Below are 12,870 nucleotides of genomic sequence, written 5' to 3' on the forward strand. Positions count from 1 at the left end.
TCATGAATGGATTATGCGTTATATAGTTTACCTGTCAATGGATCGATTGAGATCATTTGACCGTCTTTGAAGACTGTCAATGCATCTTCGACACCAACGATGACTGGTTTACCGAGTGATGGTCCAACGATTCCAGCATGGCTTGTCAATCCGCCATCAACTGTGATCATCGCTGCAGCCATCTCGATTGCAGGCATCATGTCACGATCAGTTGAGTTCGTAACGAGGATCATGCCTGGCTTCGCTTTAGAGTTTGCTTCTTCAGCATTGTTTGCGATGACGACTTCGCCAACGACTCCACGCTCACCGATACCACGACCGTTTGCGATCTCTTTACCGACGATGTGGATTTTCAACATGTTCGTTGTACCAGCAGTCAAAGCAGGGATACCTGCTGAGATGACGACGAGATCACCATCTGTGACGAAACCAGCGTCTTTTGCTGTGTCCGCAGCAAGTGTCAACATGTCATCCGTGTTGTCTGAAAGATGATCAACGACGATTGGGTACACGCCCCATACGATGTTCAACTGACGTGCGACACGTGCGCTTGGTGTAACAGCGACGATGTTTGGCTCTGGACGGTATTTCGAGATACGTGCAGCCGTGTAACCCGATTGTGTCGGTGTCAAGATTGCTTTTGCGTCCAAGTTGATTGCAGTGTGCGTAACCGCTTGAGCGATTGCATCCGTTACTGTGTGCTCACTACGTGTCTGACGATCTTTCAACAAGAGCTTGTAGTCGAGCATTTTTTCTGTACGTTTTGCGATCGAGTGCATCATTTGGACAGATTCGATTGGGTAGTCCCCTGCTGCTGTCTCACCTGAAAGCATGATTGCATCCGTACCATCAAGAATCGCGTTCGCGACGTCTGATGCTTCAGCACGTGTTGGACGTGGGAAACGTTGCATCGAGTCAAGCATTTGTGTTGCTGTAATGACTGGTTTACCGAAGTCGTTACAAAGCTTGATCAAGTCTTTTTGAGTTGGCGTGACTTCTTCCGTTGGAATCTCGATACCGAGGTCACCACGCGCTACCATCAAACCGTCCGAAATCGCAAGGATTTCTTCGATGTTATCGACACCTTCTTGGTTCTCGATTTTCGGGAAGATTTTGATATGGCTCGCGTTGTTTTTCTCAAGCAATTGACGAATCGCAACGACGTCTGACGCACGGCGTACGAAAGATGCCGCGATCAAATCGATATCGCTCTTGATACCGAACTCGATATCCGCAATATCTTTTTCTGTCAAAGCAGGAAGGTTAACCTTCACGTTTGGCAAGTTAACGCCTTTTTTCGTCTTGATGACGCCTTCGTTTTCGATGGAACAACGAAGCTCACGGTTCGGAAGTTTTTCAGTGACACGAAGACCGATGAGACCGTCATCAAGCATGATCATCGAACCAACTTCGACGTCATCATAGAGTCCTTCATACGTGACTGAAAATTTATCTTTCGTTCCGACGATTTCGTTTGCGTCTCCGCTAACGATGATGACTTCTTGACCACGTGCGAGAAGCGCTTTTCCTTCTTCAAACGAATGTGTCCGGATTTCTGGTCCTTTCGTATCAAGAAGAATCGTAACGATTTTGTTTGCTTCTTTCGCTGCACGACGGATATCCGTGATACGTGCACCGTGTTCTTCATAATCGCCGTGTGAGAAGTTCAAACGAGCGACGTTCATACCTGCTTCAATCATTTCTGGAAGACGTTTTTCTGACGCCGGTCCAATCGTACATACAATTTTAGTTCTACGCATATTCCATAAACCTCCTACGGTGTTTGGCCAAGTGCTCTTGTCCATTTCAATCCTATCGACGTTCGTTAAATCGAAAGCTGTTTTGAAAGCTCAAGAATATCAAGATCCAGCTCATGTTTATTTTCGTCGAGTGCCTCATCGATATCGAGATCGATCATCTTACCACCACGTACACCTACGACACGTCCTTGTTTTCCTTGAAGTAGGATTTCGATGGCATGCGCCCCCATCCGACTTGCAAGTACACGGTCCGCTGCCGTTGGTGCTCCACCACGTTGAACGTGACCAAGTACCGTGACGCGTGTATCGAGACCTGTTTCTTTTGCGATAGCGTCTCCCACGTCCTGAGCACGGCCTGCTCCTTCAGCGACGATGACGATTGAGTGTTTCTTACCGCGGTCGACACCACTTTGAATACGGGAAAGCACTTCTTTTAAATCTTCAGGACGCTCGGGAACAAGAATCGATTCTGCTCCACCAGCAAGTCCTGCATATAATGCGATATCACCCGCATCGCGTCCCATGACTTCAATGACATACGTTCGCTCATGCGACGATGCCGTATCACGGATTTTATCGATCGCTTCAAGCGCCGTGTTGAGCGCTGTATCAAAACCGATCGTATAGTCCGTTCCAGGGATGTCGTTATCGATCGTACCTGGAAGTCCAATTGTCGGGAAACCAAGTCCCGTCAATTTTTGGGCACCACGATACGACCCGTCTCCGCCTACGACGACGAGTGCATCAATTTCAAATTTCTTTAGATTGACGACCGCTTTTGCTCGTCCTTCTTCTGTACGGAACTCAGGGCAACGTGCTGAACGTAGGAACGTTCCGCCTCGTTGAATGATGTCACCGACTGATCCAAGGTTCAACTGGACGATGTCCCCGTTGATCAATCCTTGATAGCCGTTATAGACACCGAATACTTCTAAGCCATGAAAAATCGCTTTACGCGTGACAGCACGCACCGCAGCGTTCATACCGGGTGCATCGCCACCACTCGTTAAGACAGCAATCCGTTTTAAACTCACGTTAATCACCTCTCCATTAATCTGAATCTAAAATAGCACGTTGTTTTCTTGTTTTACAACAGGGCAGATTGCATAAACTTTCACTTGTTTTTTCATCATCGATTCCGGAAATGAGGAATATCAATCATGATAGCGATTACATGGTGCTTATGTGCCAATTTGGTGATATTTTTCAGTCCGCTGATCAATGAGCTCTTCCTTGGTCAGATGAACCAATGATTCGAGCTTCTGTACCAATACAGTTTTTAATTTATCCGCCTGTAGTGACACATCGAGATGCGCCCCTCCGACGACTTCTGGAATGATGGCATCCGCGATCCCGAGTCGTAATAAATCAGGTGCTGTGATCTTCATCGATTCTGCCGCTTTCTCCGCAAGACTTGCATCTTTCCATAACAATGCTGCAGCACCTTCAGGAGAGATGACCGAATACGTTGAATTCTCGAGCATCAAGAGTTGATCACACACTCCGATTCCTAAAGCACCACCTGATCCACCTTCACCGATGACGATCGAGATGATTGGAACCGTCATGCCAGCCATCTCAAATAAGTTTTTCGCGATGGCCTCACTCTGACCACGTTCTTCTGCCGCACGTCCTGGGTAAGCCCCTTTCGTGTCGATGAACGTAATGATCGGTCGATTAAATTTCTCCGCTTGTTGCATGAGACGTAGTGCTTTTCGGTACCCCTCCGGATGTGGCATCCCGAAATTACGACGAATGTTTTCTTTTGTATCTTTTCCGCGTTGATGACCGATGATCGTCACCGGACGACCATTCAGTGTTCCGATTCCACCGACGATTGCCGCATCATCATATCCATGACGATCGCCGTGCAACTCGATGAAGTCTTCACAAATGGATTCAATGTAATCGAGTGTCGTTGGACGTTCTGGATGACGTGCCAATTGAACGCGATTCCACGCTTTCATATTCCCGTAAATATCGAGTTCTAACCGATGAAGGCGTTCTTCAAGAAGTTGGAGTTCTTCCTTGAAGTCTAGTCCTTGTGTTTCCGCCATATCATGGAGCTCAAGAATTTTTTCGCGTAACGCGATGACTGGTTGGTCAAATGGTTGCATGGTTCGTTCCCTCCGCATGTAGCTTTAAGATTCGCGTATAGTACGTTTTCAGATCATGTCGTGATACGACATCGTCCAGTTGACCTGCTTGTAATAAGAATTCTGCTGTTTGGAAATCTTCCGGTAGTTTTTCACGTATCGTCTGTTCGATGATCCGTCGACCTGCAAACCCGATCAACGCCCCCGGTTCAGCGATGTTAAAGTCACCGAGCATCGCAAAACTTGCTGATACCCCGCCGGTCGTCGGATGCGTCATACAAGAAATATAAAGTAATCCAGCATCTGAATGCTGTTTTAAGAAGAGACTCGATTTCGCCATCTGCATGAGACTAACCATTCCCTCTTGCATCCGTGCTCCACCTGAAGCGGAGAAAATCGTGACAGGTAGACGATGTTTTGTTGCGTAACGAACCGCTTCAGAAATCGCAGCACCGACCGCTGCACCCATCGAGCCCATCCGGAATCGTGCATCCATGACACAAGCGACGAGTGGGTGACCATTCACATTCCCGACGCCACAGACGATCGCTTCCTCAAGACCCGTTCTGACTTGGTCGCCCTTTAATTTTTCCGGGTAATCCTGGAATCCAAGCGGATCCGCTTGAACTGCCGGTAAGTCGAAATACGTCACCGAACCTTCATCGAATAATTGCGTAAAACGTTCTTGCGCGGTCAACGGGTGATGATACCCACATGAACAGACACGTAAGTTCGCCTCCAGTTGTTTCGTATATTGGATTAATTTACATTTCGGACATTTCGTCATTAGGCCAACTGGCACATCGACACGCTGCTCCTTCGAAGTCAGCGTGACGAACTTTTTAGGTTTTCGAAAAAATGCTTGCACGTTCAGTTCCCCCTTGTCATCCTATGGGCGGTTCAAGAGTTGTTCCCGTTCCGCCTGCGTATAGAGTTCCCCTTGACCGAAGCTTTTATGGAAGGCATTGACTTGTCGCCAGATTCGTTCAAACAAATCGTTATCGACCGTCTGAATCAACGTCTCACGAAACGCTGCATCGGATGATACGACTGGTGCAAGCACCGAAAGGTCATCCAGCTGCGTGAGCGCTGCTTGCTCAAGCAAGCGGAGCGTTCCTGCCAAGTCTTCGAACTTCGAATCGCCAGTCACTAAGAATTGAGCGATGATTTGAATATAGGTATGATCGTCACGGTTCAATAGAAAGCTTCCGCCTCCATGTCGTGTCTCGACGATCCCTAAATAAGCGAGCGTCCGTAATGCTTCTCGCACGGACGGTCGACTGATGGATAGTCGTTCTGCCAGTTCCCGTTCTGATGGAATACGGTCTCCTGGAACTAATCCATCTTGTTCGATCATCAATTTAATCGCCGCGATATTGGCTTCAAACGCATTTCGTTTCTTCTCCATATCGATACGGCACCACCTTTCTGACCCTTCAGTCGGTTGCTTCAATCGGTGGCATTGGTCAGACCAATTACCCCTTATTATAACAAATCTTATTACCTAGTACTAGTTTGAGCGGGGGACATTTTTCAGGACGACATGATCCTCGCCAAACCGAATACGTAGCCGAGCTAGTAATTCCTCATCATGCTGCACTGCATAGAGCGGCGGTAACGATTTCGTCTCGCGTGAATCCGCGTAGCGAACGACGACTGGAATATCGCCTGGTACTGCTTCAAGCAACTGTTCGAGTGCGGCCAGCTCATTTTTTGATGTTAACTTGACGAATAGCACATCTTGCCCAAGCGGACGCAGACGTTCCAAAATGAACTGACGCTCCCCTTCGCGATCCTGCACCTTTAGTTCAATCAGCAAGACGTTCCCTAAATAAAGTGATCGACGGAATCGTTCATATTGATTCGGGAAGACGACGACCTCTTCATTCGAATATCCGTCGACTGCCTGAATGACCGCCATCGTTTGACCGCGTTTCGTCTTAAATTCTCGAATCTGATCAATATAACAGACTAAATAATGTGTTTCCGAACCGACGCCAAGGTCATGGAAATAAGCAGATTCAACCGGAGCTTTCATTGCTGTCGTCAACGGCGAATACGTCAACCAGAACCCAAGCGCTTCCCGTTCTAATCGTGCCCAATCGGAATCACTTCGTTTCGAGGACTTCTGTGTCCGGCGTTTCCCGAGAATTGCCAACTCGTCTGGAAGTAATGTATTCGACGACTCAGTGAAATATTCGAGTACTTCTTGTTCAGCGAGTCCGCGATCGCCGTGTGTCGCTCGATCTAGCGCACCACTGTAGAGTAACAATTCGATTTTTGCGCGCTCCTTCTTACCCCATCCGACGTGGGTCAATAGATCAGCAATCGTCGCCGTGTGCTTTGATGCTTCCTTTACACGTTCGAACTCTCGCTCGGAAATACCTTTAATCACATGTATTCCGAGACGAATCCCTTTGCCTTCTAACGAAGAACGGTAATCGGAAATCCAGACGTCCGGCGATAGGACAGGAAGACGTCGTTCGCGCATCAATCGGACGAGACGCTCCGGTTGTTCGACCGAGACGAGTAAGAAAATGTGTGGGAAATGCGCTTTGATATATCCGAGGGCGTAACTAATCTTTGAATAGGCGACCGCATGGCTTCGGTTGAATCCATACCCAGCAAATCGCTCAATTTGTTCATAGAGTGAATGTGCAATCGCATCATCGAATCCATTCGACTTTGCTCCTTCGAGAAAACGAACCCGTTCCTGTTCGAGCGAATCCGTACTTTTTTTAGAAATCGCACGTCGTAATAAATCTGCTTGCGCGAGTGTAAATCCAGCTACTCGACGGGTGATTTCCATGACTTGTTCCTGATAGACGATGATGCCATACGTTGGTGCAAGTACGTCTTCTAATACGGGATGCAACATCTGATAAGGTTGACCAGCTTTTCGTTTCGCGTACAGATCAATGAATTTCATTGGTCCCGGACGATAGAGTGACATCGTTGCTACCAAATCCTCGAACCGATTCGGTTTGACTTCGCGCAACGTCTGTTTCATACCTGTCGACTCGAATTGGAAAATATCATCCGTCTCGGCGCGGGCAAAGACTTGGAATGTCGCGCGGTCTTCTTCTGGAATTTGCGTGAGCGTAAAGGATGGCTGTTCTCGTCGAATCAATTCTTCCATCCGACGCAAACGACTGAGATTTCGTAATCCTAACAAGTCAATTTTCAACAATCCTTGACGTTCCAATGCCTGCATCAAAAACTGCGTCACATAGCGTTCATTTGGTCCCGTTTCAACGGGTGTCGTCTCGACGAGCTGTTCAGATCCAATGACGACGCCAGCCGCATGAACCGAACGTTGTCGCGGGAGACCCTCGACCGCTTGCGCTAGTTGCAACAGTTGCCGGCGCTTTTCGCTTCCAGAGAACCAGCGATATGTCTGTTTGTTTTGTTCGATTCCTTGTAACGTCGTGGATTTTCCAAGCTGTTTGACCGCAGCATCTAATTCATCCTTCGAAAACTCTAGCGTCCGTCCGACGTCTCGCAAAGCGGCTTTGGCACCAAGCGTCGACAATGTACCGATTTGAGCGACGTGATCTTTTCCATAACGCATCACGAGATCCTCTAATACTTCTTCGCGTCGTTCATCTTCGATATCGATATCGATATCCGGCATCGAAATCCGCTCGGGATTTAAGAATCGTTCGAATAGTAATCCATACTTCAATGGATCCACCGTCGTGATCCCAAGCGCATAGCTGACAAGTGATCCGGCTGCTGAGCCTCGACCGGGTCCAACGAAGATGCCTTTCGCTTTTGCACTACGTACGAGTTCTTCAACGATTAAAAAATAATCGGCAAATCCTGTCTTATGGATGACTGATAGTTCATAAGCGAGACGTTCCCGCGCTTCATTACTTTCATGACCATGTGCCAGTAACCCTTCCTCAGCACGTTTCCGTAATAACGCATTCGAGTCTTCCGCGACACGCGGCAGTGGACGTTGTTGAAACGGTAATTCCAAGCGTTCAGATGTCGTAGCAAACTGCTCCGCCATCGTAATTTCTCGCTCGGTAAAGTCTTCGAGTAACTCTTCCCGGGTCTTTAAATGCATCAGACGATCTGTCTTTTGGTCTTGGAACGTCGTCGCTTCACCAATCGCACGTATCGCTTGATACGCTGACGCTTCATCTCGACGGATGTAACGAACAGGATCGACTGGGACGGTCTCAACACCAAGCGCTGCTGCGACTTCGCGGTAACGCGCACGACTCTCTCGTTCGACCGTTGAGCGACTAGAGGTCACACCCATATATGTACGCGCTCCTTGAACATGTCCCATCCATTGAACGAAGGAACGACGTAGACGCGTCGCATCTTCAGAGGCTTGACGCAGTGGCACGAGCACCGCGATCAGTGATGAAACTTCAGTCTCCCCTTGTTGACTGGCTAGTCGATACAGTTGACGCAGTCCATCAGAAGAAAAAGCAAACCATAAGATACAAAATTCTTCTTCTTCGATTCGCTGCTCCCATCCGACGATCGGTTGCATATTTCGACGCTGACATGCATCGATGAATGCGGGAACTCCTGTCAATGTCGTTTCACAGATGACCGCTCGTCCGATGTGTCGACGGACTAGTTCATCGAGATAGGGCTCGATTCGAACTAAACTCTGTAATGGACTAAACTGCGTTCGAACATTTATATGCATCTTCCATTCTCCTTTCTCTTCTGATGGATGTTTTTAAAAGTTTTCAGAACCTTCATATCTAACTGACTCAAGTACTCGCCATCTGATTTATTATTCGATACAATAAGTATAGAAATATCATGACGGGTACGGAAGGAGCGTTTCTCATGATTTTGAATCGCAGTCAAATCGCACGTGAAAAAGTCGAACAATTAAAGCTCGGTGTTACCGCTTTTACTGAAACGGAAGAAATCGCTGAGAAGATTCGCAAATCTGTCGCTGAACTTCAACTGAATGTCATTGAAGATCACACAGATCGTGGCGTTTGGTTCATTCCGCAAGACGAAACAAAAACGCAATAAGCGTAAAAAGGCTGTTCGCTTCGCTTCCTCAATGAGAGGAGTGAGACCGAGCAGCCTTTTTCCATTTAAAACTGGAAGTTAGCAGCGACCTCGTCCAGACGACGGATGACACGTTCGACTTCACTCAACTGTCCAATCGTTGCACCAGACGCCATCGGATGTCCACCACCATTGAATTCTTTTGCTACTTCATTGATGACGGGACCCTTCGAACGAATCCGGACGCGAACCTCCGTATCCGTCTCAAGGAACAATGCCCAACACTTCATGCCTTTTAAACCGGCAAAACTATTGACGAGCAACGATGCTTGCTCAACCGTCGCACCAAACTGCTTCAACGTATCTTGTGTCAATACGACATAACCGACACCTTGATCCGTCAATTGAATATGTTGCAGGACGTATCCTTGTAAATGAAGCGCCGCAAGTTCTGTTTCGTACATATTGCGATACAACCAGTCCGTATCGATTCCTGCATCAATCAATTGCGCTGCGACTTCAAATGTTCGTTTCGTCGTGCCACGGAATTGGAAACGTCCCGTATCACCAACGATCCCAGCGTAGAATTGAATGGCAGCTGATGTTGGAATCTCGTATCCCCATTCGTTCAATAAATGAACGAGCAGTTCCGATGTCGAACTCATCGTCGTATCGACGAGTTGTACTGGTGCGTATGGATCTTCATCCGGATGATGGTCGATTTTAATGACGTCTTTTCCTGTCATTGCGACCTTCCCGTCAATCCGCGCTTGATTCGCTGTATCCAGAATCACGACTAACGCCTCTTTGTATAATTCATCGTCTACTTGATCGAGCTCTCCCATGAATGACAATGATGTCGCCATTTCTCCGGCCGTTAATACCGTTTTGCTAGGGAATTGATGTTGTAACGTCAATTGCAAACCGAATTGACTACCGAGTGCATCGGGATCTGGACGTTCATGACGATGAATGATGATCGTATCTGCCGCTTCAATCATTTGTTTGATTTGCTCTTTCACTGTGCACAGCTCCTCTAATCTTGATATGATATGAGATGAAGACAAAAAGGAGGTCCTTTTAACATGCAATTCATCCTCATCGCCCTCATCGTTTTCTCGCTTGGTGGGTATTTGTTAGCAAAACGCCGCGCGTTCCATACGAAAAGCACGAACCGAAAATACTTGTTCAATACGCAAGCGAGCATTTGGTTGAGCTTGTTCGTTATCCTATTTGCCGTCAACCAGTTCGTTTCTGGAAACGGATTAACGACACTCGTCGGGAAAATCGTTTGTTCCATTTTAATCATCGTCGGTGTTGCTTCATTCATCGCCGGATTCATCCGTTACAAAAAGATTTATCCGTATGTCGTCCGCGAGATGGAGCAATCCTGAGCTAGATTCAGAGGAACCGAAGTCCATTGACTTCGGTTCTTTTTGGTTCATTTAACGATCGATGAGTTGGGATGTCACGAGTGCCTTCGCAACGATTTGTGTGCCTTGATACATCTCGACATCGACTTTCCCGAATTTTCGACCGACGTCAAAGACATTCGCCCGGATCGTTACCGTGCTCTCGATTTGAACAGGTTTAATGAAATAGATGCTGACGTTTTCGATGACAAGGTCACCTTTCTTCATGTGACGCAACATTCGCGTCGCCCCTTCGACTAGAAGTGTCGTCAACACCCCACTCGAAGCAGTCCCCATGAAGTTCGTCATTTGTGGTGAGACCTCAAGCGATAAGTACGGTCCCCGTTCGTCCTCTGCCGCCTTGATTTGCCCCGTGATTAGATCGTCGAACGTCTCTCCGACTTGTGGCTGACGATTCGCGAGTTGCAGTGCCTTGAGGACGTCTTGACGGCTAATGATCCCGAGCAATCGACCGTACTGGTCGATGACCGGCAGCATCTCGATTCCTTCCCAGACCATCTGATGCGCAGAATTCGTGACACTCGTTCGAATACCGACCGTGATCGGATGACGGGTCATGACTTTTTCAACAGCCCAGTCATGTGGACGGTCAATGATGTCCTTCGCTGTCACGACACCGACGACCTTCATTTGTTCATCGATGACGGGATAACGGTTGTGTTTCGTCTGCTCATTCAACTCGTGCCAGCGTGAAATCGGATCCGTCGTCTGTAAATAGAACGTATCATGCAACGGAATTAAAATATCCGAAACGAGTAAAATCTCCTTTTTGATCAATCGATCATAAATCGCTCGGTTGATCATCGTCGCGACCGTGAACGTATCGTAGGACGTCGAAATGATCGGCAACTCCATCTCATCTGCCAGTCGTTTTGCATCCTCCGTCGTATCGAAGCCACCGGTAATCAATACAGCAGCTCCAGCTTCAAGCACGAGTTCATGTGCTTTTTCGCGGTTTCCGATGATGACGAGACTATCGACATCGATATAGCGCATCATCGCTTCGAGCTTCATTGCGCCAATGACGAATTTCGTCAACGTCTTGTGTAATCCATTTCGACCACCGAGTACCTGACCATCAACGATATTCACGACTTCCGCGAATGTCAGCTTCTCGATATTTTCTTTTTGTTTCTTTTTAATCCGAATCGTTCCGACTCGCTCAATCGTCGAAACGAACCCTAAATTTTCTGCTTCCTTGATGGCGCGATAAGCCGTCCCCTCGGATACGGTCAAATCCTTCGCGATTTGTCGGACGGAAATCTTTGTTCCGACATCAAGATCTTCGATATGTCGAATGATCTGTTCGTGTTTCGTAGGCATACTGTATCCCTTCTTTTCCTTTTTTCTACTCTCCTGTCATTATACTGTACTACTCTAAAGATGAAAACGTGTACTAGTCTGATTTACGATAAATGTTTTTCGAACCGGACGATGATATACTTATGTAGAAAATGAGTAGAGAGGTGGAATCATATATGAGCGAACGTACGAATCAAATCAGTGAATTCCTGAAAGAACAAGGAATCGACTTAGCCATCGTCACTTCGAAGGCAAATGTGTTTTACTTCTCAGGAGTCTACGCTGAACCCCACGAACGTGTCATGGCGGTCCTCGTCGATGTAACCGGCAAACATGTATTATTCTGTCCGGCACTCGAAGCAAGTATCGTTGCAGCGAGTCCTTGGGAAGGAGACGTCGTGACCTATGAGGATCACGAAAACCCATTTGATCGATTAGCAGAATTATTCGCGACATTCGAGCACTCGAATAACCGAATCGGTATCGAAGGAGAACACATGACGTTTAGTCGCTATCAGGAACTAAGCTCACGTCTCGAGAACGCAGCCATTCTTGATATCGGTGAGTCTTTACAAGCGCTTCGTCTGAAGAAAACACCGGAAGAAATCGCTATTCTTCAAGAAGCAGCCACACTTGCGGATGAAGCAATCGAAATCGGTAAACAAGCAATCCGCCCAGGGATCACGGAAATCGAAGTCATTGCAGAAATCGAATATGAAATGAAGAAAAAAGGTGTCCGTGAGATGTCATTTGATACGCTTGTCCTATTTGGTGCAAACAGTGCTGATCCGCACGGTGTACCCGGCGACCGTGTCATCCAAGAAGGCGACTTCGTCTTATTCGACCTCGGCGTCGTTTGGAAAGGCTACTGTTCCGATATTACACGGACCTTCATTTATGGCGAAGCGAACGAAGAACAGAAAAAGATCTATGAAACGGTTCGCCAAGCACTTGAAACCGCGACAGAAGCGAGTCAGATCGGCACGACACTCGGTGCGTTAGATAAGGCAGCCCGTGACGTTATTACAAACGCTGGCTACGGACAGTACTTCACGCACCGTGTCGGTCACGGACTCGGAATCGAGGTTCATGAATTCCCGTCCCTCGCGTCAAACAACCTACTGACGGCTGAAGCTGGTATCGTCTACACACTCGAACCAGGCATTTATGTTCCAGGTGTCGGTGGCGTCCGTATCGAGGATGATATTCATCTCACTGCGGAAGGTCCAGTTGCGTTAACTCGCACACCAAAACATCTTCAATCCATTCCATCATCTTAACTCAAGA

At 47.6% G+C, this 12,870-nt stretch carries 11 protein-coding genes; 3 read left to right on the forward strand and 8 right to left on the reverse strand.

All coding sequences use genetic code 11. The features are described from left to right. Positions 1-11: 11 nt before the first annotated feature. The 6 genes from pyk to dnaE form a co-directional block, all read right to left on the reverse strand. Positions 12-1,760, reverse strand: coding sequence for a pyruvate kinase (pyk, locus tag ASF99_RS11060; protein ID WP_055968754.1), 1,749 nt, complete (start codon positions 1,758-1,760; stop codon positions 12-14). A 65-nt stretch (positions 1,761-1,825) separates the two neighbouring features. Continuing rightward, on the reverse strand, positions 1,826-2,794 hold the full coding sequence (gene pfkA / locus ASF99_RS11065; RefSeq protein WP_023469038.1) for a 6-phosphofructokinase: 969 nt from the start codon (positions 2,792-2,794) through the stop codon (positions 1,826-1,828). Between the two features lie 147 nt (positions 2,795-2,941). Beyond that, the gene (gene accA / locus ASF99_RS11070) at positions 2,942-3,877 is read right to left on the reverse strand and encodes an acetyl-CoA carboxylase carboxyl transferase subunit alpha (protein WP_023469039.1); all 936 of its coding nucleotides are present in this window, start codon (positions 3,875-3,877) and stop codon (positions 2,942-2,944) included. Continuing rightward, on the reverse strand, positions 3,864-4,724 hold the full coding sequence (accD, locus tag ASF99_RS11075) for an acetyl-CoA carboxylase, carboxyltransferase subunit beta (RefSeq protein WP_023469040.1): 861 nt from the start codon (positions 4,722-4,724) through the stop codon (positions 3,864-3,866). The genes accA and accD overlap by 14 nt, the downstream gene beginning before the upstream one ends. A 21-nt stretch (positions 4,725-4,745) precedes the next feature. Beyond that, the gene (locus tag ASF99_RS11080; protein ID WP_023469041.1) at positions 4,746-5,264 is read right to left on the reverse strand and encodes a FadR/GntR family transcriptional regulator; all 519 of its coding nucleotides are present in this window, start codon (positions 5,262-5,264) and stop codon (positions 4,746-4,748) included. A gap of 102 nt (positions 5,265-5,366) precedes the next feature. Further along, the gene (gene dnaE / locus ASF99_RS11085) at positions 5,367-8,528 is read right to left on the reverse strand and encodes a DNA polymerase III subunit alpha (RefSeq protein WP_055968756.1); all 3,162 of its coding nucleotides are present in this window, start codon (positions 8,526-8,528) and stop codon (positions 5,367-5,369) included. Positions 8,529-8,674: 146 nt separating this feature from the next. On the opposite strand from dnaE, the gene ASF99_RS11090 reads away from it, so the two are divergent. Further along, complete coding sequence (locus ASF99_RS11090; RefSeq protein ID WP_023469043.1) at positions 8,675-8,869, forward strand: hypothetical protein; 195 nt, start codon at positions 8,675-8,677, stop codon at positions 8,867-8,869. A gap of 65 nt (positions 8,870-8,934) precedes the next feature. Here ASF99_RS11090 and ASF99_RS11095 read toward each other — a convergent pair whose 3' ends face one another. Beyond that, positions 8,935-9,870 (reverse strand): DHH family phosphoesterase, encoded by a 936-nt coding sequence (locus ASF99_RS11095; protein WP_035396547.1) that lies wholly within the window; start codon positions 9,868-9,870, stop codon positions 8,935-8,937. 63 nt (positions 9,871-9,933) lie between these two features. On the opposite strand from ASF99_RS11095, the gene ASF99_RS11100 reads away from it, so the two are divergent. After that, on the forward strand, positions 9,934-10,242 hold the full coding sequence (locus ASF99_RS11100; RefSeq protein WP_023469045.1) for a YtpI family protein: 309 nt from the start codon (positions 9,934-9,936) through the stop codon (positions 10,240-10,242). 51 nt (positions 10,243-10,293) lie between these two features. Here the strand turns inward: ASF99_RS11100 and ASF99_RS11105 are convergent, their stop codons facing one another. Then, a complete protein-coding gene (locus ASF99_RS11105) occupies positions 10,294-11,604 on the reverse strand; it encodes a DRTGG domain-containing protein (RefSeq protein WP_023469046.1) in 1,311 nt (436 codons plus the stop codon). 155 nt (positions 11,605-11,759) lie between these two features. Here ASF99_RS11105 and ASF99_RS11110 point away from each other — a divergent pair, with 155 nt between their 5' ends. Next, on the forward strand, positions 11,760-12,863 hold the full coding sequence (locus ASF99_RS11110; protein ID WP_055968759.1) for a M24 family metallopeptidase: 1,104 nt from the start codon (positions 11,760-11,762) through the stop codon (positions 12,861-12,863). The last annotated feature ends 7 nt before the right edge of the window (positions 12,864-12,870 follow it).

It is taken from the genome of Exiguobacterium sp. Leaf187, from assembly GCF_001423925.1.
In the GTDB taxonomy this organism is placed as follows: Bacteria; Bacillota; Bacilli; order Exiguobacteriales; family Exiguobacteriaceae; genus Exiguobacterium_A; species Exiguobacterium_A indicum.